This window comes from Streptomyces sp. C36, from assembly GCF_040932295.1.
GTDB classification, from domain to species: domain Bacteria; phylum Actinomycetota; class Actinomycetes; order Streptomycetales; family Streptomycetaceae; genus Streptomyces; species Streptomyces triculaminicus.
This window is the reverse complement of record NZ_JBFQGI010000001.1, coordinates 120,524-140,758: the sequence shown is the minus strand read 5'-3', so window position 1 is coordinate 140,758 and position 20,235 is coordinate 120,524. Positions and strand designations below refer to the sequence as shown.

Below are 20,235 nucleotides of genomic sequence, written 5' to 3'. Positions count from 1 at the left end.
CGGGAGTCTGGATGTCCGCCGTTCCCAAGTCCGGGGTCAGCGCCGCCGGTTCGGTGATCGCCTTGAAGCGCGATCCGAAACAGGCCGGTGCGGCACGCCTATTGGGCGACCAGCTCCGGCGACTGCGACAGGAGCGCGGCCTGGGCCTGAAGGACGTGGCCCCCGTCATCCGGGGCTCGGTGTCCAAGGTGAGCCGGCTGGAGCGCGGAGAGAGCCCGCCCAAGGACCGCGACATCCACGACCTCCTGCAGTACTACGGCGTATCGCCCGAGCTGGCGCGGGAGATCGAAGGCCTGGTGCAGCAGACGCGCAACGAGGAGTGGTGGCAGCAGTACCTCGACGTCACGCCGGGCTTCCTGAAGCGGCTCATCAGCCTCGAGGGCACGGCGGCGCGGATCCGCACCTACGAGACGCACGTGGTGCCGGGCCTGCTGCAGACGCAGGCCTACGCCCGCGTCCTGGTGGCCGCCGCCATGCCGGATGCCACGGAGGAAGAGATCAAGAAGCGGGTCGGCCTGCGCGTCGGCCGGCAGCGCATCCTCGACGAATCCCGCCCCTCGATCGTCGCCCTGCTCGACGAGGCGGTCCTCCACCGCCGCGTCGGCGGCCCCGAGGTGATGGAGCAGCAGCTCGCACACCTCCAGGAGCTCGCCGCGCGCGACCGCGTCAACATCCGTGTCGTGCCCTTCGACAGCGGCGTGGACGTGACTCCGGCGTATCCCATCACGCATCTCCACTTCGACGACGGCGGCCCGGCGGAGCTGGTGTACGTGGAGCACATCGACAGCGCCCAGTACCTGACGCGCCCCAAGGAGATCGACCAGTACCGCTACGTGCTCGACCGGCTGATGGGAGCCGCCGCCCACAGGGACGCGAGCAACGAACTCCTCTCCTCGGCGATCGAGCGATGCCGGGGCCGCCGGTCCTGACCCGGCTCCCACCGGGCTCCGCGCGGTTCAGACCCGGGCGAGGCCGCCCCACTCCACCCAGTCCGGAGGGCGGAGTCCAGGCGGTGGAGGCGCGGAGTCCGGGCGCCAGTCGATGACGTCGACGAGCCCCGGATCGAGTACCTGGAGCCCCTGGAAGTACGCCTCGACCTCGCCGCGTTCGCGTACGCGCCCCCAGGCGTCCCCCGTCTTCTCCGCCATCAGCCGCGTCACGTTCTCGCGTACGGCCGGGTCGTCGCTGACGAGCTGACAGATGACCATGAGGTTCCCCGGCCCCAGGGCCCTGAGCCGGTCCGCCACCCGGCGGACGAGAGCAGCGGGGTCGCGGTCGTCGTCGGTGTCCGGGATGCAGTGCAGGACCGAGACGAACAGTGCCGCGGTGCGACGACCGGGCCGGACGAGCCGTCGCGTCTCCGCATGGCCGAAGATGCGCTCGGTGTCCCGCATGTCGGCCTGGATCACCGCGGTGTTGGAATTCTCCTCCAGCGCCGTGCGGCCGTGCGCGAGGACCATCGGGTCGTTGTCGACGTACACCACGCGACAGTTCTCATTGATGCGCTGGGCGACCTGGTGCACATTGTCCTGGGTCGGCAGCCCCGACCCGTGATCGATGAACTGCTCGACACCGTATTGCTCGACCAGCACCCTGACGATACGACGCAAAAAGGCCCGGTTGTGCCGGGCCAGTGATTGTGAGCTGGGCGCGAACTCCAGAAGCTGGGCACACGCCTGCCGGTCGGATAGATAGTTGTCGACTCCCCCCAATAACCAGTCGTACATACGCGCGACGCTGGGTGTGTGCACATCCACAACGGGAGCTTCGTATTTCTCTCTGCGGACCATCCCCGTCCCCCTTCGACCGTGATCGGTCCCGCTTCGATCGAAGTGCTCATGCTAGAGAGGGCCCATTGCCTGGGGTAGTCCCCCGTTAGAGGGCTTCACGGCCCACCGGGTGGATTTCGGACCACACGCGGAGAAATACCGGACGGGGGTGGCGGCCGACGGGGCCGCATATGAATCCGCAGGTCAGCGATGTGGGGTGGGGCGCCAGGCGATCGGCCGGGTCGTACCGACCGCCGGCTCGGGGCATGGGGCGGGCACGGCACTGTTCATGGCGGTCCCGACCGGCGTCGACCGGGCGTATGACGTGGCTTGTTCCCGCCTAGAGGAGACCGGCGGTGGCATCCGCCGTTCCGGCGGACCGGGCGGCGGCGATGCGGGCGTAATCCAGATCCTCCCACAGGCCCCGGACGAGCTCGGGCCCGCCGCCCAGGCCCACCGCCAAGGCGGCTGTCGTGGGCCAGTCGGGCAGGTCCCGGCCGGTGAGGACACCGGCGGCGGTCGCGGCGGACAACCCCGTCGAGCGAGCGATCTCCGGGAACGGGGGGCAGCCCGCCGCCAGGTGCAGGCCCCGCAGCGCGTGGCGGAGATTCCGGCCGGCGTCCGCGGGTGACAGCCTCGAGGCCCGCCGCATGCCCTGCGCGGCTTCCCAGAGGATGCGCGCCTCCTGGGGCCGGCCCCCGAAGATGGTGGTCAGCGTGTGCGCGATCGGCCATACGGGCACGTGGTCCCCGCTGAGGATCCGGCGGACCTCGGCCGGAGCGAGATCGGCCTGCCGTGCGGCCTCCCGTACCCCGACCCCCGAGCGCTCCCGCAGGACGGACAACGCCTGCCCGAGAGCACGCGGGCGCACCGCGTACTCCCCTTCTTCCTCTTCTTGTTCCTGTTCGCGGAGGACCGCCGCCTCACTGGCAGTCCCCTTCTCGACCCCGGCCGCGAGGCGGAGGAGTCGGATCTCGCTCCAACGGGCCCGTGCGGACGCCTCGCTGACGCCGCCGGCCGCGCCGATCGCCCGCCACGACGTGCCCTCGAGTCGTGCCTCGTGCACCGCGGCACCCGCGTAGGAGCGTGCGAGCTCCACGATCTGTTCCGCCAGGGTCAGGCGAGTGCTCAGAGAGGCGAAGGAGTCCTCCGCCGCCTCCAGACGCCACGCAAGGGCGCGCAGTTCGCGGGCTGTCGAGGCCCCGGAGGGCAGCATGTCCACGGCCGGGGTCCGGCGCCGGCCGCGAGCCCGGTCGCGCTCGGCACGTCGCCTGCACGTCACGTCGCAGTAGTCCCTCGGCCTGCCGGCACCGGCCCGGCGACCGACCTCCTTGCCGCACGCCCCGCACGTCCGCCGCTCCGGCCCCTGCCCCTGTCCCTGCGACGCCCCCATCCGCACCTCCCCCACCAGTCCTCGCTCATGGTGGGTGGGCGGACGCCTGACGGCCGACCGCCCACCCGGGTCATGTCAGCCGCGGCGGATGCTCACCAGCGGTACGGGAGAACCGGACGCCCCTGTGTGCGCCCCGCCCAGCACCTGCGGTAACCATTCCGGCAGGGGTCCGCCGGTGACCGCCCAGAGGCCGAGAACCACCAGCATCAGGGCGAAGTCCGCGGGCAGGTTGAACTCCCAGGCCCACGGGGACGTTTTCGCGCTACCGGGGCGAGGCATGCTTGACTCAGATAGGACCGGGGACGCGGTAGGACGTCCGCGGTCATTTCGCATGGCCATTGCTGTCCTTTCGGGGAAACGGCCATCGAGAAACGACCCTGGGTGGCAGCCCAGGGTCGTTTCATGTGACGACAGGTTTCATGACGGCCGTAATCCCGACGATACAACCTGCGCCCTCACGTTCACGACCTTTACAGAAGGACGAGAAGATCGTTCTCACCATGCAAACGGTGGCGGCCATGCAAGCCAATGAGCACGCATCAGGGCCCGGGTCAAGGGAGTTGACGCCATCGCATCAAAAGATTCCGTCATCCCGCCCCAGAGGCCACCGTCAACGCCCCACAGTCGAAACCAGATTGCCCGACCTCGATCAAATATGATCATTCACGGAAGCCGTCGAGTGCACCTCGACTGCATCAACCATCAACTACACCGCGAGGGGTCCGCAAAAGTACACTCGTGTGAGTGAAGAGCCCCTGTGGCGAAATATCAGTTCCGCTTGCGCGCGCACGGGCAGATGCAAAAAATAGCAAATCGCACTCGCGTAGATAAGCGACTGGAGCAAACCTCCGGCGCCCGCATCACCTGCGCAGAGGCGCCCCCAAGCGGTGCGCGTCACTCTTCGCCGACGCGCGACAGACCGTATACCCCCCGCGTGCCCCGACTCCCGCAGTGCCTTGACGCCTCCGTGAGAAGATCGTTTCGCGCTGTGCGCGCTGGTCCCGACCGTGGAAGGTGACGATGTACGCAATACCGCTGGGCGACGACGGATCCGAGCTGCGCCCGCTCGAGCCGTGGCAGGCGGAGGAGTTCCTGGCCCATGTGGACCGGGGACGGGAGTTCATCGGTCAGTACAACGCCCTCCCCGACATCGTCACGGACCTGGAGTCGAGCCGGGCGTTCCTCCAGGCGTACGCGGAGAAGACCGCCACCGACACCGGGCGGCTCTACGGCATCCGGGTGGACGGCGAACTCGTCGGCGCGGTCGTCTTCCGGAGGATGGACGTCGCGCAGGGCACCGCCGAGGCGGGCTGCTGGCTGGAACCGGCCGCGGTGGGCAAGGGGTTGGTGACCCGGGCCGTACGCCTGATCATCGACTGGGCCGTCCGGGAACGGGGCATCCACCGCGTGGAGTGGTGGGTCGCGTCGGGCAACGAGCCCAGCATCGCCGTGGCCCGACGGCTCGGGATGACGAAGGACGGCGTGCTGCGGGAGAGTTATCTGTACCGGGGGAAGCGGCACGACGAGGAGATCTGGTCGGTGCTCGCGGCGGATTGGCGTACGGGCGAGCAGGCGTCGTGAGTCCCCGGCCGGTCGGGGGGACGGTCGGCGTTACCGCGAGGTGACGGGGAGGAGGCCGCGCTCGCCGAAGACCTTCTTGGCGACGAAGGTCGCGTTGAGGGCGCGGGGCATGCCGCAGTAGACGGCGGAGTGCAGGAGAGCCTCGGTGATCTCCTCCGGGGTGAGACCGACGTTGAGGGCGGCGTTGATGTGGACGTCCAGCTGCGGTTCGCAGCCGCCCAGGGCGGTGAGCATGCCGAGGGTGACCAGCTGACGGTCGCGGGGGGCCAGGCCGGGACGGTCGTAGATGTCGCCGAAGGCCCAGGCGACGACCTGGTGCCCGAGCTCCGGGGAGATGTCGGCCAGGGAGTCGATGACCTTCTGCCCGCTCTCCCCGTCGATGCGGGTCAGTACGTCCATGCCGTGGTCGAAGCGCGCCTGGCGGATCTCGGCGGTGGTGGCGTTCGCGGTCATGTCTGCTCCGTTCCTCGCTGCCCTGGCAGCAGTTGTTCGATCAGGTCGGCCCCGCTCGTAGCTCCCTGTGCGGGAGGGCGTTTCCGCCGGCCATGAGAAGACCGTAGGACTTGGAGCGTGCTCCAGGTCAAGCTCGGCGCCGGGCGGTGCCCCAGGGTACGAAGGCGCCCCAGGTACGAAGGCGGGCCCGGCGCCACCACGTCGCCGGGCCCTCGATGTCACGCAGTGCGGTCAGGTCACCATCGGTACCAGCGTCCCCGGCCGCCTCCGGGGCCGGCGGACCGCATGACGAAGCCGAGGAGCCAGATCACCAGGACGGCGACGGCGACCCACCACAGGACCTCGAGCGCGAATCCCGCACCGAAGAGGAGCAGGGCGAGGAGCAGGACGAGAAGCAGTGGAACCATGGATATCAACCTCCGAAACGACGTGTTCCCCGCATTCCCGCACGCACACCCGCGCTTTTTGTCGTGACTGTTGTTCGCGAATGCTCTCGTTTACATGGCGATGGCCGGGGCAGCTGATGCGACATCCGCACCATGACCGAGGAGAAAGGTTGCCCGATGAGCGCGAGCGAGAAGGCCAAGGCCGCAGCCGAGCAGGTCAAGGGCAAGGTCAAGAAGGAAGCGGGCCGCACGGTCGGCAATGAGAGCAAAACCGCCGAGGGGCAGGTCGAGAAGTCGAAGGGCGATCTTCGCGGAGCCAAGGAGAAGATCAAGGACTCGTTCAAGGACTGACCGGAGCAATTGCCCCGGACGGACGAGCGAAAGCTCTGAACTCTCCTTTCCACGCGGCGGACGAACGGCTGCTCGTCCGCCGCGCGGACCCCTTCCGCACGTCTGTCGCCGCCGTGGCACGGCGTACCGGAAGCACTCGAACGGGTGACCGCATGGCGAGGCGTGCCCTCTGTGGACATGCGTGGCGAGGGGACTCGTGGAACGGTGGTGGCCGTGCGTCCGCGGTCAGCCGGCGGCGCGAATCCGCGATCCGCGGAAGTCTGGTCGTTCGCCGAGGGATCGGAGATCCATGGCCGTCATGCCACTGACGAACCTGACGGAGTACGAGGAAGCCATCGCCAGGGACACACCGGTGGTGGTGAACTTCTGTGCGACCTGGGCACCTCGGTGCCGGGCCGTCACTCCGGTCTTCGAGCGGCTCTCGGAGCTGCCCGAGTTCGCCGAAACGGTGGGCTTCTTCAAGGTGGACCTCGATGAAGCGGCCGACGTCGCCCAGAAGGCGGGCGTCGGCCCCGTTCCCGTCTTCATGGTGTTCCACAACGGCACCAGGCTCTCCGAAGTGGTCGCTCCCTCCCCGGACGCGTTGCGCGAGCTGGTCGGCCGGGCGAGCACCGTCGGATCCGGGCACGGGCCATGACCCGCGTCACGCCCCCGGCCCACGGGGGGTCGCGCCGGTAGCCGTGCGCTCCTCCGCGGGGGCCACCAGGAACCCTCCGTGACCATCGAACCGGACCTCGTACACCGCGTCGAAGCCGTCCGCCCGCCGGGGTCTGCGGAGCCGCTTCAGCGTCGCGTACACGCCGACGTCCGGCACGCGTTCCGGGCCCTGCCGGGCGGCGTTGCGGGCCAGCGCGTCCTTGACGTCGGGCGGGAACCAGTAGGCGACGACGCGGGCGTCGTACGCGCGGCCGGCCGCGACGAGGGGTGCCCATTCGTGCGGTGAGGGGTTGGTGTTGTCGACCACCACCGGCACGCCTTCCGTCAGGGCCTCCTCGACCAGGCGCATCTGACGGCGCTGTCTGTGCCGGGCCCGGCGGAAGAGATCCTTGCTGACCAGCGCGTGGGTGCCGGCGAATCGTCGGGCGTAGAACGTCGACTTCCCCGACGCCTGAAGGCCCACCAGCACGACCAGCTCCGGTCGCGCGTCGCCCTCATCGGGCCCCACCGTCATCGTGACCTCCTCCCGCGCTACCCGCGCGATCTCTCTCTGTCAACCGGTGGAACTAGCCAAACACGCGCCCTGTCCGCGCCCCCTCAAGCCCCTCCACTCGGCGTTGTGATGATGCGCTTGTCCTACATACCTTGGGTGCCGCGCGGATCCCCCTCGCGAACAGCCTCAGGAGTTCGCTCAGGATCCGCGATGCAGGCGCCTGTCGTATCTCATCGTCCCCAAAAGCCGAAGGAGAACGATCATGACGTACGAGCGTCCCACCCTCGCCAAGGCCGGCAGCTTCCGCAAGGTCACCGGCATCAAGAACACCGGACCCAAGGACGTTCTCGGCGGCAAGCAGCTTCTCTGACGCGGGGTGCCCGCACCCGCTGAGCGGGTGCGGGCCACGCGCGACCGGGCCGGCCGTCCGCGGCCCGGCCCGACGGGTGGCGGCGTCCAGCCGCCACCCGTTCCTCTGCCCGAGCACCGCCGACCAAAGGCCGAGGCCCCCATGGACCACTCCCTGTCGCTCCGGGCCGTGCGCACCTGGTTCGTAGCCCTCCCCGACACCGAGGCGGCAGCCCCGCTCGCCCGCAAGGCCGTCTCCCATGCGACGCGGACTCTGCGCCATGCCTCGGGAAGGCCCTGGCTCGTGGGCCGTTGGGCGCCGGAGGACATGGTCGTGGGGGAACACGAGGACACCCGGGTCGCGGTGACCGGCGAGCACGCCGTCACTCCGCGGGCCGCCGAGCGCGCCGCGGCCGTCGTGGCCCGCGCCCGTTCCCTGACGGCACTGGACCGCGCCGCCGACTGGGCGGGCAGCTTCCACCTGATCGCCAGCAGTGGCGGCCAGGTCCTGGTGCGGGGCTGTGCCGTCGGCCTGCGGCGGGTCTTCCACACGGAGACGGCCCCCGGCTCCGCCATGGTGGGGGTGGCCTCCGACCGGGCCGACGTCCTCGCCGAACTCGTCGGCGCCGGACTCGACGAGCGCCGCATCGCCCTCGAGATGCTCACCCCGGCGGCACCGTACCCCTGCGCGGGCGACCCCCTGTGGCGGGGGCTGCACGCGCTGCCGGGCGGTTGCCACCTGACTCTGCCGCCCCACGGACGCTCCCGTACCACGCGATGGTGGTCGCCGCCCGACCCCGTCGTCCCTCTCACCGAGGGCGCCGGGCGTCTGAGGGACGCGCTCGTCGAAGCCGTGGGGGTCCGTACCCGCGGTCGGGACCTGGTGACGTCCGACCTGGGCGGCCTGGACTCCACTGCCGTGTACTGCGCCGCGGTGCGCGGCGACGCCAAGGTCGTCGCCTACACCGCCGCTCTGCACGACGAGGCCGGCGACGACGTGTACTGGGCCGGCCGTACCGTCCAGGCCCTGGACGGCGTGGAACACCACGTCGTACCGGCCGGTGACGTGGCCATGACGTTCGATGGGATCGACGCCCTCGACGACATCCTCGACACCCCCAGTGTGCTCACCGTCGACCGCAACCGCCGGATGGGCATCGTGGAGATGGCCGCCGCCCGTGGCTCCGGTCTGCACCTCACCGGCCTGGGCGGTGACGAACTGCTGGCCGGCACCCCCGCCCGGCTGCACGCGCTGATGCTCACCCACCCCCTCGTCGCGCTGCGCTCGGTCCGGGGATACGCCGCCAAGTACCAGTGGAGCCGACGCGGCGTGCTGCGCCAGCTCCTGGACCGGCGCTCCTACCGCGCCTGGCTCGAGCGGGTGGCCCGCGATGCGACGGAGCCCCCGGTCGCCGTGGACGAGCCGCTGCTCGACTGGGCGGTGCCGCCCAGGATGCCGCCCTGGGCCACGGCGGACGCGGTCGCGGCGGCTCGCGAGCTGCTACGAGCCGACCGGTCCGTCGATCCCCGGGGCAGGGGGCACGGCGAACACCGCGAACTGGTCGCGATGGACGGCATCTCGCAGTGGGCCCGGCACATCGGGCAGATGGCCGCACCCCTCGGCATCACCGTCTCCGCCCCCTACTACGACGCCCGCGTCATCGAGGCGGCCCTCGCCGTCCGGCCGCGGGAGCGGATCACCCCCTGGCGGTACAAGCCCCTCATCGTCGAGGCGATGCGAGGAATCGTGCCCGAGGCCAGCCGCGTCCGCAGTACCAAGGCGAACGCCACGCTCGAGGAGGAGGCGGGGCTGCGCCGGCATCGGCCGGCCCTGCTGGCGCTGTGCGAGGACTCCCGGCTGGCCCGGCTCGGCCTGGCCGACGAGCGCGTCCTGCGCGACTGGTGCCGCCGTGCCCTTTCGGCGGAGACGGAAAGCTACCTGCTGCACCCCACCGTCGCCTGCGAAGTGTGGCTGCGTTCACGGGAGATGACGCCCCGGCCGGCCGACGGAGAACACGGAGAGAGGTGAACCGGTGCTCACACTGAAACCCGGCGTCCTGCTGACCGAGACCGAGTACGGCCTGGCACTCCTCGACCAGGAGAGTGCCGAGTACTGGACCCTCAACCCGACGGCCGCCGTCGTCCTGCGGACCCTGCTGGACGGAGACGGCCCCGAGCGGGCCGTGGAGATCCTGACCACGCGGTACGAGGACGTCGACGCGGAGCTGGCGGCCGAGGACGTCGGGCGCATCGTCGGCGAGTTGCGCGACGCGGGCCTCATCACCTCCTAGGAGCCCAGCCCGCTCTGCCCCCGCCTGCCCGCCTGCCCGCCTGCCCGGAAACGAGAGGCACGTATGACGACGCCGGAAGCCCTCCCCTACCGCCCACGGTCCGTGCCGTTCGGCCGCCGTCTCGTGGCGCGGGCGGCGGTGGCCTGTGCGCATGTGCTGGCGACCCAGCCGCCCCACCGCATCCGCTCCGTCCTGCGCCGGCTGCGCGGCGGGGCCCGGCCCGCCACCCTGGCCGAGGCGGCCTCGGCGAGGGAGACGGTGCTCGCCGTGAGCCTCGCCGCCGGAGGGCACAAGGGGTGCCTGCCCCGGTCCCTGGCCACCGTGCTGCTGTGCCGCTGGTACGGGCAATGGCCCACCTGGTGCGTGGGCGTGCGCAGCCGCCCGCCGTTCGCCGCGCACGCCTGGGTGGAGGCCGAAGGCGTCCTCGTCGGCGAGGGCGCACAGGCCGACTACTTCCAACGCTTCTTCGCCGTGGAGTGAGCCGATGCCTTGTCAGCGCGGAGCGAGGCGATGAGCAAGGCACCCGCCGCCGAGGTCACCGGCCATGAGCCCGCCGCCCCCAAGGAGCGTCCCGTGGGCGGGAGCACCGGCCCCGCCCGGTCGGGCCACCGGGCGCTGCTGGGGCATCTGCGCCCGTACCGCGCGCGCATCGCCGCCGGTCTCGTCGTCGCACTCGTGGGCAGCGTCATGGGCCTGGCCCAGCCGCTGGCGGCCAAGCGGGTGATGGACGACATGGGCCAGGGGCGGCCGGCGGCCGGGCCCGTGCTGGTGCTCAGCTCGCTGGTGGTCGCCGGGGCCGTCCTCGCGGGAGTGGGCCACTATCTGCTGCAGTGCTCGGCGGAGTCCGCCGTCTGCGCTGCCCGCTGCCGGCTGGCCGACCGGATCCTGCGGCTCCGCGTGCCGGTGGTGGAGGACACCGAACCCGGCGATCTGATCGCCCGGGTGACGTCCGACACGACGCTGCTGCGCCAGACCGCACCGCAGGCGGTGTCCGCGGCGGTCACCGGAACCCTGGTCACGGTGGCGACGGTCGTCCTGATGGGACTGCTGGACGCCGTCCTGCTGTGTGTCACCCTGGCGGTCGTCGCCTTCGTCGGTGTCATCGTCGCGCTCGTGGCCCCCCGGATCGGCCGGGCCACCCGCCAGACGCAGGAGGCGGTGGGCCGCATCGGGGTGGCGCTGGAGCGGGTCCTGGGCGCTTTCCGTACCGTCAAGGCCTCCGGGGCCGAGCACCGGGAGGCGGGAGCGCTGCACCGGGCGGCCGAGGACGCCCGCCGCACCGGGGTACGCGCCGCCGCGTGGGAAGCGGTGTCGGCGACGGCGTCGGCGGTCGTCGTCCAGGTCAGCTTTCTCGTGGTGCTCGGAGCGGGGGGCGCGCGCGTCGCCTCCGGTGCCATCGGCGTCTCCACGCTCGTCGCCTTCCTGCTCTACCTCTTCGCCCTCGCCCCGCGGATCGGGCAACTGGTCGAGGGCGTCGGTCAGCTGCAGGTCGGATCGGCGGCGGCGGTCCGTATCGATCAGGTGGAGCGGCTCGATGTCGAACACGTGGAGAGTGCGGCGGGCGCGGTGGGCACGGCGGGCGCGGCGGGCACGGCGGGCGCGGTGGGCACCACGGACTCCGGGCGGGCCGGGGCGGCGGACGGGGCCTCCGCCCTGGGGGTGGCGTTCCACCGGGTGTGTTTCACCTACCGGCCCGGAGCGCCCCGGGTTCACCACGAGGTCTCCTTCTCCGTTCCGGCGCGCGGCCTGACGGCGTTCGTCGGTCCGTCGGGCGCGGGCAAGACCACGGTCTTCTCGCTGATAGAGCGCTTCTACGAGCCGGACTCCGGTCGTGTCCTGCTCGGCGGGAAGGACGTGCGGCAGTGGCCGTTGAGCCGGCTGCGCTCCTGCATCGGCTACGTCGAGCAGGACGTCCCCGTCCTCGCGGGGACTCTGCGCGACAACCTGGCCCTCGGTGGCGAGGCTCCCCCCGCCGAGGAGCTCACGCGCGTTCTGCGGCTGACCCGGCTGGACGAGGTGGCCGGCCGCCTGCCCCACGGGCTGGACACCGACGTCGGCCACCGCGGCGGCCGGCTCTCGGGGGGTGAGCGGCAGCGCGTGGCGATCGCCCGGGCCCTGCTCCGCCGCCCCATGCTGCTGCTGCTGGACGAGGCCACCTCCCAGCTCGACGCGGCCAACGAGGCGGCGTTGCGCGACACGGTCACCGACACCGCCCGCGACACGACCGTCCTGGTGGTCGCCCATCGTCTGTCCACCGTGACGACGGCGGACCGGATCGTGGTCATGGAGGCGGGACGGGTACGGGCCGTGGGCACCCACACCGAGCTCATGGCGCGGGACGCGCTCTACAATGAGCTGGCCTGCACGCAATTGCTCAACGGCTGAGCGGACCGGGACGTCCAGCGGCCTTCGGTGCCGCGCGGGATGCCGTGGTGACGGTGGCATCTGACGCCCGGTCACGCGATACCGGCCGCACGCGGAACCCGCCCGATCCGCACACGAGCCCAGCACCCAGGGAGCCCCCGCATGAAGATGCTCATCAACGTCCCCGAGACCGTCGTGCCCGACGCGCTGCGTGGCATGGCCGCCGCGCATCCCGAGCTGACCGTGGATGTGGAGCGGCGCGTCATCGTGCGGCGGGACGCGCCCGTCGCGGGGAAGGTGGGGCTGGTGTCGGGCGGCGGCTCCGGGCATGAGCCGTTGCACGGGGGGTTCGTGGGGCCGGGGATGCTCGATGCGGCGTGCCCCGGGGAGATTTTCACCTCGCCGGTGCCCGATCAGATGGTGCGGGCGGCGGCCGCCGTGGACAGCGGTGCGGGCGTGCTGTTCATCGTGAAGAACTACACCGGTGACGTGCTCAACTTCAACATGGCCGCCGAACTCGCCGAGGACGAGGGCATCCAGGTCGCCAGCGTGCTCGTCAACGACGACGTGGCGGTCACGGACAGCCTCTTCACGGCGGGGCGGCGCGGGACCGGGGCGACGCTGTTCGTGGAGAAGATCGCGGGGGCGGCGGCCGAGCAGGGCGCGCCGCTCGAGCGGGTCGAGGCGATCGCGCGGCGGGTGAACGAGGCCTCGCGCAGCTTCGGGGTCGCCCTCGCCTCCTGTACGACCCCGGCCAAGGGCAGCCCCACCTTCGATCTCCCCGCGGGCGAGCTGGAACTGGGCGTGGGCATCCACGGCGAGCCGGGCCGGGAGCGGCGCGCGATGATGACGTCGGGCGAGATCGCCGACTTCGCGGTGCAGGCCGTGCTGGAGGACCTGCGGCCGGGCGGGCCGGTCCTGGTGCTGGTCAACGGCTCGGGCGGAACGCCGCTGCTGGAGCTCTACGGGTTCAACGCGGAGGTGCACCGGGCGCTGCGCGAGCGCGGCGTGCCGGTCGCCCGGACGCTCGTGGGCAACTACGTCACGTCGCTGGACATGGCCGGCGCCTCGGTGACGCTGTGCCGGGTGGACGACGAGATGCTGCGGCTGTACGACGCGCCGGTGCAGACCCCGGGGCTGCGCTGGGGCCGCTGACGCGTGGTGGCCGGCGGGGCGGTCCTCACGCCCCGCCGCCGGGCTCCGCTCCGTACCAGACGGTGGTGGCGTTGCAGAACTCGCGGATGCCGTGGCCGGACAGCTCGCGTCCGTAGCCGGAGCGCTTCACTCCGCCGAAGGGCAGGGCGGGGTGGGAGGCGGTCATGCCGTTGAAGAAGACGCCGCCCGCCTCCATGTCGCGTACGAAGCGGTGCTGTTCGTCCTCGTCGCGGGTCCAGACGTTGGAACTGAGGCCGAACGGCGTGTCGTTGGCGATGTCGACGGCGTCGTCGAGGCTGTCGGCCCGGTAGAGGGTGGCGACGGGGCCGAAGGCCTCCTCGCGGTGGATGCGCATGTCGGAGGTGACGTCGGCGAGCACGGTGGGTTCGTAGAACCAGCCCCTCGGTCGTTCCTCCGGGCGCCGGCCGCCGCACAGGACCGTGGCGCCCTGGCGCACGGCGTCGTCGACGAGCTCCTCCAGGTCGGCGCGGCCGCGTTCGGTGGCCAGCGGGCCGACGTCCGTGGTCTCGTCCATCGGGTCGCCGACGGTCAGTCCCGCCATGAGGGCGGTGAAGCGTTCGGCGAAGGTGTCGTAGACGTCGGCGTGGACGATGAAGCGCTTGGCCGCGATGCAGGACTGGCCGTTGTTCTGCACGCGGGCGGTGACGGCGGTGCGGATGGCGCGGGCGATGTCGGCGGACGGCATCACGATGTACGGGTCGCTGCCGCCGAGCTCCAGGACGGTCTTCTTCACCTCGTCGCCGGCGACGGCGGCGACGGCCCGGCCGGCCGGTTCGCTGCCGGTGAGCGTCGCGGCGGCGACCCGGCCGTCGCGCAGGACGGCCTCGACCGCACCGGACCCCACGAGCAGGGTCTGGAAGCACCCTTGCGGGTAGTCGGCGCGACGGAAGAGGTCCTCGAGGTAGAGCGCCGTCTGCGGGACGTTCGAGGCGTGCTTGAGCAACCCGACGTTGCCCGCCATCAGCGCGGGGGCGGCGAAGCGCATGACCTGCCAGAGCGGGAAGTTCCACGGCATGACGGCCAGGATCACGCCCAGGGGGCGGTAGTGCACACGGGCGCGTACGGCCCCGGCGTCGCGCACATCGGTCTCGGGGGGCAGCTCGTCGGCCAGCAGTTCCTCGGCGTGCGCGGCGTACCAGCGCATGGCCTTGGCGCATTTGGCCGCCTCCGCCCGGGCGGCGGCCAGCGGCTTGCCCATCTCGGTGGTCATGGTGCGGGCGATGTCTTCGCGGTCCTCGTCGAGGAGGCCGGCGGCACGCTCGAGGAGCCGTGCCCGCTCGGCGAAGCCGGTGGTGCGGTACTGGCGGAAGGCCGCGTCGGCGGCGGCCAGGCGCCGCTCGGTCTCCTCCGGTCCCAGTGCGTCGAACCTCTTGATCGTCTCGCCGTTCGCGGGATTCACCGTTGCGATGGGCATGCCTCGACTCTGCGGTGCCCCGCCGCGCCGCGCAAGACGTGTACCCGCCGGGGCGCCCCCGGTCACCCGAACGCGCGCTCCGCGCGCCTCCGGGACAGGTGGGGGAGGCGGGTCCGAGGACCGCCTCCCCCACCACGGACGGCCGCCTCCGTCACAGCGGCGGCTGGTCCGCCGCGTCGTCGGTGGCCCGGGCCGGGCCGGGCAGCCGGGCCGCGTCCTGTTGCCGGAGGCCGTCGCCGGCGGAGCCCGTCGGGTCCAGGGCCGCCGTGGGGCCCTGGGGGGACTGGCCGGACGTGGGGCCGGTGGGGGCCATGGGAACCACCGGGCCCGCCGCCCGCTTGACGATCGCCGCGCCCGACCCGCCGGCCGCCGGCTGGGCCACCACCGGGCCCTCGGCCACGGGCGCTCCGGACGGAGCGGGCAGCACGGGGAGCATCCCGGACCGGAAGAGCAGGGCCACCGAGCCCGCCGAGGACAGACCGAAGGCCAGGCAGCAGACCCAGGGCAGCCAGTACATGCCGAACTGTTCGCCGAGGTCCATGGTCCGCCCGACCACCGCGTTGCCGGCCGTGGCCGCGATCCCGGAGAAGACGTAGAAGAGCCCGAAGTAGGTGCCGGTCAGGCTCTCCCGTCCGAAGCCGGGGATCATCTCCATCGCCGTCGGGTGGGCGACCATGATGCCGAAGAAGAGCATGACCGAGCTGGCCACCATGACGGCCATCCGCGCCACCGCCTCACGGGTGCTCCCCGGCGGCTCGGTGCCGCAGACGAGCAGCGGGGGCAGGAAGCTGACCCCCATGACGACGAGCCCGGAGCTCACCCACCGGGTGCCGCCTCCGTTGCGTCCCAGCGCTCTGGTGATCCGCAGCTGGAACAGCATGTTGGCGATCGCTCCGGCGGCCAGCAGCACGCCCGCCGCGCCCTTCCAGCCGGAGGCCCGCAACGCTCCCTCGGGCAGCAGGAGGTAGAGCTGGTTCTCCATGGTGAACATGCCGGTGGTGGCGAGGCAGAACAGTAGGAACCGGCGATTGCAGAAGGCCTCCCGCCAGTCCCCCAGCACCGAGGCCGAGGGGCCCGCGGGCGCGGCTCCGCTGGTCGGCAGGACCATCGCCTGGGCGACCGTCAGGACGCCGAACACTCCTGCCACCACCACCGCGCACAGGCGGAAGTCCGCCAGGAACAGCACGCTGCCCAGAAGCAGGCCGAGGAGTGAGCCGATGGTGGCGTAGACGTTGAGGAGCGCGAACGCCTCGGCCTTGCGGTCGCCCGACTCCAGTGCGACGTAGGTGCGTACGGCGGGATAGAACAGCGCCGCCGCGAGCCCCGTGAGGACGGAGGCTGCGAGCAGCAGCCACAGCGAGTTGCCGAAGGCGAAGAGGCCGAAGCCCACGGTCCGCAGCGCGCACCCGGTGATGATCACCGTTCGTGGGCCCAGTCTGTCGGCGGCGGAACCACCGAGGATGAACAGGCCCTGTTGGCCGAGATTCCGCGCACCGAGCACGAACCCGACGAGCGCGGCCGACATGCCGAGGCCCTGTTCCAAATATGCCGCGAGAAACGGCAGCAGGAGGTAGAACCCGATGTCGATGCCAAACTGATTGAACAATAGCAATCGCAATGCGAGGGGGAACTCGCGGGTCGCCCGAATGTTTCTCATGCGCGTTCCTGATTCCAGCCCGGGCAGGCGAGAACACCCTGAACCAAGGGCGCGCCATACGGCCGGGGGGGTTGCCGGTGCGCCGAGCGGCAGGGACGACGGACGGAGCGACCTGATCTTTCTACCTGGTCAGAGGCCTGACCAGAGGTCAGAACGCCCCGGCATCCGGCTCGTCGGCTCGCGTTTCCGTTCGCAGGAACGGCGCACTCGCTGACTTTTGCGTGGGCGGTCGATCATATGCTTTTGCGGTGCATCCTCACTGACCCCCGACTGCTCTCGGAAGATGAGCAGAGGACACATTAGCAAAGCAACGTCTTTCCCAACAGTGCGCGAGCGCGCCCGGTATCACCATCGGAGCCAAAGGATCGGCATCGAATTGCTTCCGGTTTTTTCTTCGAGCGCTGGAACGACCGCCCTACGAACTGGCCTACGGGCGATCCTGACGCGGAGAAGTGCGGACCGGCGTCGTGGGACGCATGGATCGCAATTCAGAATTGACGATACGTCAGGCTCTTCGGAAATGAGGCGAAAGTAAATTGACGCGCACTCAATTTCCTTGCGTGCGCCCGCCGGAGGGTCAGCGCTCTCCCGTGATGCCGTCGAACCACGTGGGACCGCCCGCCGCCGCCTGCTTGATCCGCGTCAGCGCGAACCTCTGCATCGGCGGCAGGGCGTCCAGCTCGAACCAGCCCACCTCGAGCGACTCGTCGTCGTTGACCCGCGCCTCACCGCCCACCGCGCGGGCGAGGAAGCAGATGTCCATGTACTGGCAGACGTCGCCGTTGGGGTACGTGAACGGCTCCAGCGCCTCGACCAGCAGGACGCGCTCCGGCACACAGCGGACGGCCGTCTCCTCGTACACCTCGCGCACCACCGCGGCGGCCGGCTGCTCGCCCGGGTCGGGGATGCCGCCGATGATCGACCACTGGCCCGTGTCCGAGCGGCGGCCCAGCAGCACCCGGCCGTCGTCGTCGAGGACGATGGCACTGACGCCGGGCAGCCAGAGCAGCTGGTGGCCCGCGGTGGTGCGGAGGGCGCGAAGGAAGTCGGGAATCGGCATGGGCCGAGCCTAACGGCCCGACGCCACTCCCCCGGCACCGCCCGGGGCGGAAAGCACGAGGCCAGGGCATACGGGAGGGAACCGAGGACCGGGCGTACGCGAACGAGCCGTACGCCCTCAGGCGGAGGCCGTGCGGCCGCCGAGCGGGCGCAGGCGGTCACGGATCACTCGTACCGCCGCCTCCGCGTCGTCGACGGTGACCGTGATCGTCCGGCCGTCGCCGAGCCGGACCACGAACCCCTCGCCGCGCCGCACCACGACCCCCATGCCCTTCTCCGGGCGCCATCGGTAACCCCAGCCGCCCCACTGACGCGGGGTGACGCGCGGGTCGAAGTCGGCGCCGACCACGAGACTGAGCGGGATGCGGGTACAGGGGACGCCGATGTGGCCGCAGCGGATCTCCAGGGTGTCCTTGTCGACCCGTACGGCGACATGGACGAAGGCGAGGGTTCCGTAGAGGATCAGCAGCCCCGCCGCGACGCAGCCGACGACGGCCATCACCAGCGGGGCGAGGCCCGAGGTCCACGCGCTGTCGACGGCGAGCTCGATGCCGAGCGCCAGACAGGCGGCGCCGACGGCGGCCATCAGCCACTGGGCCCGGTTGGTCGCCCGGCCCGTCCAGACGGCGGGTGTCTCCGGCCCTTGCCGGTCGTCGTTCCCGGCACCGTGCGAACCCTCGTGCCCCTGCGGGTCCTGGGAGTGGTCCCTCATATTGGGCAGCCTACCCACGTTCCGCCACGGCGGCAGGGGTGCGCGCGGGGAACCCGGAGGGGTCGCGTCAGGGGCGCGAGGCGCCGACGGGCAGCAGCGAGCGGCCCTCGGGATAGGTCAGCGAGGGCGCGTCCAGCTCCCCCTCCCGGCCGCTGAGCAGCACGGTGAGGCTGCCGGACGGCTCGGCGTCGGGGGCGGGCGGCACCCCCACGCGGCGCAGTGCCTGGGCCGCGACGGCGTCGGCGGAGCCGTACAGCTCGAGGGGCGGGGCCGCGGGGTCCTGCAGGGCGGCGCGGATGCGCTCGGCGACGAGCTCGTAGTGGGTGCAGCCCAGGACGACGGCGCGCACCCCGCGGGGGGTGGCGGCGGCAGCGGCCTTCACGGCGATCTCGACGGCGTCGGCGTCGGCGCGCTGCACGGCGTCGGCCAGGCCCGGGCAGGGCACCTCGGTCACCTCGACGCCGGAGGCGAAGTCGCGGATCAGCCCGCGCTGGTAGGGGCTGCCGGTGGTGGCCGGGGTGGCCCAGACGGCGATGGGGCCGCCGCCGGAGGCCGCGGGCTTGATCGCCGGGACGGTCCCGATGACGGGCAGGCCGGGCTCCAGCTCCGCGCGTATCGCCTCCAGGGCGTGGACGGAGGCGGTGTTGCAGGCGACGATCAGCGCCTGGGGCCGGTGTGCGGCGGCGGCGCGGGCGCAGGCCAGGGCGCGCTCGACGATGCCCTCGGTGGTCCTGGGGCCCCAGGGCATGCCGTCGGGGTCCGAGGAGAGGACGAGATCGGCGTCGGGCCGCAGCCGGTGCACGGCGGCCGCCGCCGCCAGAAGGCCGTTGCCGGAGTCCATGAGCGCGATCTTCACCCCGACACTTTAATCGATACGGCCGCCGGCCCCGCCGTCCTGCGGCAGACTGCGGCCGGTGAGCGTGCTGACGTGGATCACCGCGGGCTCCCTGGCCGCGTGGGCGTGGCTGCTGGCGGGGCAGGGATTCTTCTGGCGTACGGACGTCCGGCTGCCGGACCGCGCTCCCCCGGCCCGGTGGCCGGACGTGGCGGTCGTGGTGCCCGCGCGGGACGAGGCCGAGGTGCTGCCGTCGAGCCTGCCGTCGCTGCTGGCCCAGGACTACCCGGGGCGGGCGGAGATCTTCCTCGTCGACGACGGGAGCACGGACGGCACCGGCGAGCTGGCCCGGGCGCTGGGCCGGGAGCACGGCGGGCTGCCGCTGACCGTGGACTCGCCCGGCGAGCCGGGGCCGGGCTGGACCGGCAAGCTGTGGGCGGTGCGGCACGGCGTCGCCCTCGCCCGTGCCCGTACCGACGCCGAGTACCTGCTGCTGACGGACGCGGACATCGCGCACGATCCGGACAGCCTGCGGGAACTGGTGGCGGCCGCCCGGGCCTCGGGGCTGGACCTGGTGTCGCAGATGGCGCGGCTGCGGGTGGCGACCGGCTGGGAGCGGCTGATCGTGCCGGCCTTCGTCTACTTCTTCGCCCAGCTCTACCCCTTCCGGTGGATCAACCGGCCGGGCGGGCGGACGGCGGCCGCGGCCGGCGGGTGTGTGCTGCTGCGCCGGGAGGCGGCCGAGCGGGCGGGGATCCCGGACGTCATCCGGCAGGCCGTGATCGACGACGTGGCGCTGGCCCGGGCGGTCAAGCGCTCCGGCGGCCGGATCTGGCTGGGGCTCGCCGAGCGGGTCGACAGCGTGCGGCCCTATCCGGGCCTGCGGCCGCTGTGGCGGATGGTCTCCCGCAGCGCGTACGCACAGCTGCTGCACAGCCCGACGCTGCTGGCCGGGACCGTCATGGGGCTGGCGGTGGTCTATCTGGTGCCGCCGCTGGCGGTGGCCGCCGGGGCGCTGGGCGGTGCCGTCGTGCCGCTCGCGCTGGGGGCCGCCGCCTGGGCGGTGATGGCGGGGACGTACCTGCCGATGCTGCGTTACTACCGGCAGCCGCCGTGGCTCGCGCCGCTGCTGCCGTTCACGGCCCTGCTCTACCTGCTGATGACCGTGGACTCGGCGGTGCAGCACTACCGGGGGCGGGGCGCGGCCTGGAAGGGGCGCACGTACGCCCGTCCCGAGCGGCCGGAGGCCGCGCCCTGAAGCGGCCTCCGGCCCGTGATCCGGCCGGCCGCTCCCCC

General features: G+C 71.9%; 22 protein-coding genes. 11 read left to right on the top strand and 11 right to left on the bottom strand.

What is annotated here, in order from left to right; genetic code table 11:
• Nucleotides 1–11 precede the first annotated feature (11 nt).
• Nucleotides 12–929, top strand: coding sequence for a helix-turn-helix domain-containing protein (locus tag AB4K12_RS00625; protein WP_368432231.1), 918 nt, complete (start codon nt 12–14; stop codon nt 927–929).
• A 27-nt stretch (nt 930–956) separates the two neighbouring features.
• Here AB4K12_RS00625 and AB4K12_RS00620 read toward each other — a convergent pair whose 3' ends face one another.
• The 3 genes from AB4K12_RS00620 to AB4K12_RS00610 all read right to left on the bottom strand — a co-directional run bounded on the left by AB4K12_RS00620 (nt 957) and on the right by AB4K12_RS00610 (nt 3,441).
• Complete coding sequence (locus AB4K12_RS00620; protein WP_368432230.1) at nt 957–1,790, bottom strand: SAM-dependent methyltransferase; 834 nt, start codon at nt 1,788–1,790, stop codon at nt 957–959.
• 319 nt (nt 1,791–2,109) lie between these two features.
• On the bottom strand, nt 2,110–3,051 hold the full coding sequence (locus AB4K12_RS00615) for a helix-turn-helix domain-containing protein (RefSeq protein WP_368432229.1): 942 nt from the start codon (nt 3,049–3,051) through the stop codon (nt 2,110–2,112).
• Between the two features lie 186 nt (nt 3,052–3,237).
• Nucleotides 3,238–3,441 (bottom strand): hypothetical protein, encoded by a 204-nt coding sequence (locus AB4K12_RS00610; protein ID WP_368432228.1) that lies wholly within the window; start codon nt 3,439–3,441, stop codon nt 3,238–3,240.
• Between the two features lie 741 nt (nt 3,442–4,182).
• On the opposite strand from AB4K12_RS00610, the gene AB4K12_RS00605 reads away from it, so the two are divergent.
• A complete protein-coding gene (locus AB4K12_RS00605) occupies nt 4,183–4,743 on the top strand; it encodes a GNAT family N-acetyltransferase (protein ID WP_368432227.1) in 561 nt (186 codons plus the stop codon).
• Nucleotides 4,744–4,773: 30 nt separating this feature from the next.
• On the opposite strand, the gene AB4K12_RS00600 is transcribed toward AB4K12_RS00605, so the two are convergent.
• Nucleotides 4,774–5,196 carry a carboxymuconolactone decarboxylase family protein gene (locus tag AB4K12_RS00600; RefSeq protein ID WP_179198963.1) on the bottom strand — a complete coding sequence of 141 codons (423 nt, stop codon included), beginning with the start codon at nt 5,194–5,196 and terminating at the stop codon, nt 4,774–4,776.
• 236 nt (nt 5,197–5,432) lie between these two features.
• A complete protein-coding gene (locus tag AB4K12_RS00595; protein WP_368432226.1) occupies nt 5,433–5,603 on the bottom strand; it encodes a hydrophobic protein in 171 nt (56 codons plus the stop codon).
• Between the two features lie 156 nt (nt 5,604–5,759).
• Here AB4K12_RS00595 and AB4K12_RS00590 point away from each other — a divergent pair, with 156 nt between their 5' ends.
• Complete coding sequence (locus AB4K12_RS00590; RefSeq protein ID WP_368433114.1) at nt 5,760–5,933, top strand: CsbD family protein; 174 nt, start codon at nt 5,760–5,762, stop codon at nt 5,931–5,933.
• Nucleotides 5,934–6,222: 289 nt separating this feature from the next.
• A complete protein-coding gene (locus AB4K12_RS00585) occupies nt 6,223–6,570 on the top strand; it encodes a thioredoxin family protein (RefSeq protein WP_368432225.1) in 348 nt (115 codons plus the stop codon).
• A 6-nt stretch (nt 6,571–6,576) separates the two neighbouring features.
• On the opposite strand, the gene AB4K12_RS00580 is transcribed toward AB4K12_RS00585, so the two are convergent.
• A complete protein-coding gene (locus AB4K12_RS00580; RefSeq protein WP_368432224.1) occupies nt 6,577–7,104 on the bottom strand; it encodes an AAA family ATPase in 528 nt (175 codons plus the stop codon).
• A gap of 241 nt (nt 7,105–7,345) precedes the next feature.
• Here AB4K12_RS00580 and AB4K12_RS00575 point away from each other — a divergent pair, with 241 nt between their 5' ends.
• From AB4K12_RS00575 to dhaK, 6 genes are all read left to right on the top strand, one after another.
• Nucleotides 7,346–7,453, top strand: a complete 108-nt coding sequence (locus AB4K12_RS00575; RefSeq protein ID WP_150508705.1) for a keywimysin-related RiPP — start codon at nt 7,346–7,348, stop codon at nt 7,451–7,453.
• 141 nt (nt 7,454–7,594) lie between these two features.
• Nucleotides 7,595–9,460, top strand: coding sequence for a lasso peptide isopeptide bond-forming cyclase (locus tag AB4K12_RS00570; RefSeq protein WP_368432223.1), 1,866 nt, complete (start codon nt 7,595–7,597; stop codon nt 9,458–9,460).
• Between the two features lie 4 nt (nt 9,461–9,464).
• Nucleotides 9,465–9,722: a lasso peptide biosynthesis PqqD family chaperone gene (locus AB4K12_RS00565; RefSeq protein ID WP_368432222.1), complete on the top strand. Its 258-nt coding sequence runs from the start codon at nt 9,465–9,467 to the stop codon at nt 9,720–9,722.
• Nucleotides 9,723–9,785: 63 nt separating this feature from the next.
• Nucleotides 9,786–10,202, top strand: coding sequence for a lasso peptide biosynthesis B2 protein (locus AB4K12_RS00560; protein WP_368432221.1), 417 nt, complete (start codon nt 9,786–9,788; stop codon nt 10,200–10,202).
• A 30-nt stretch (nt 10,203–10,232) separates the two neighbouring features.
• Entirely contained in the window at nt 10,233–12,107 is a 1,875-nt protein-coding gene (locus tag AB4K12_RS00555) for an ABC transporter ATP-binding protein (RefSeq protein ID WP_368432220.1), read from the top strand.
• A gap of 141 nt (nt 12,108–12,248) precedes the next feature.
• Nucleotides 12,249–13,241, top strand: a complete 993-nt coding sequence (gene dhaK, locus AB4K12_RS00550) for a dihydroxyacetone kinase subunit DhaK (RefSeq protein ID WP_368432219.1) — start codon at nt 12,249–12,251, stop codon at nt 13,239–13,241.
• 25 nt (nt 13,242–13,266) lie between these two features.
• On the opposite strand, the gene AB4K12_RS00545 is transcribed toward dhaK, so the two are convergent.
• The 5 genes from AB4K12_RS00545 to AB4K12_RS00525 all read right to left on the bottom strand — a co-directional run bounded on the left by AB4K12_RS00545 (nt 13,267) and on the right by AB4K12_RS00525 (nt 18,960).
• Entirely contained in the window at nt 13,267–14,676 is a 1,410-nt protein-coding gene (locus AB4K12_RS00545) for an NADP-dependent succinic semialdehyde dehydrogenase (protein WP_368432218.1), read from the bottom strand.
• Nucleotides 14,677–14,827: 151 nt separating this feature from the next.
• Nucleotides 14,828–16,333, bottom strand: coding sequence for an MFS transporter (locus tag AB4K12_RS00540; protein ID WP_368432217.1), 1,506 nt, complete (start codon nt 16,331–16,333; stop codon nt 14,828–14,830).
• A gap of 577 nt (nt 16,334–16,910) precedes the next feature.
• The gene (locus AB4K12_RS00535; protein ID WP_368432216.1) at nt 16,911–17,393 is read right to left on the bottom strand and encodes an NUDIX domain-containing protein; all 483 of its coding nucleotides are present in this window, start codon (nt 17,391–17,393) and stop codon (nt 16,911–16,913) included.
• 117 nt (nt 17,394–17,510) lie between these two features.
• Nucleotides 17,511–18,104, bottom strand: coding sequence for a hypothetical protein (locus AB4K12_RS00530; protein WP_368432215.1), 594 nt, complete (start codon nt 18,102–18,104; stop codon nt 17,511–17,513).
• 67 nt (nt 18,105–18,171) lie between these two features.
• Nucleotides 18,172–18,960, bottom strand: coding sequence for a glutamate racemase (locus tag AB4K12_RS00525; RefSeq protein WP_368432214.1), 789 nt, complete (start codon nt 18,958–18,960; stop codon nt 18,172–18,174).
• Nucleotides 18,961–19,027: 67 nt separating this feature from the next.
• On the opposite strand from AB4K12_RS00525, the gene AB4K12_RS00520 reads away from it, so the two are divergent.
• Nucleotides 19,028–20,197, top strand: a complete 1,170-nt coding sequence (locus AB4K12_RS00520) for a glycosyltransferase (protein WP_368433113.1) — start codon at nt 19,028–19,030, stop codon at nt 20,195–20,197.
• The last annotated feature ends 38 nt before the right edge of the window (nt 20,198–20,235 follow it).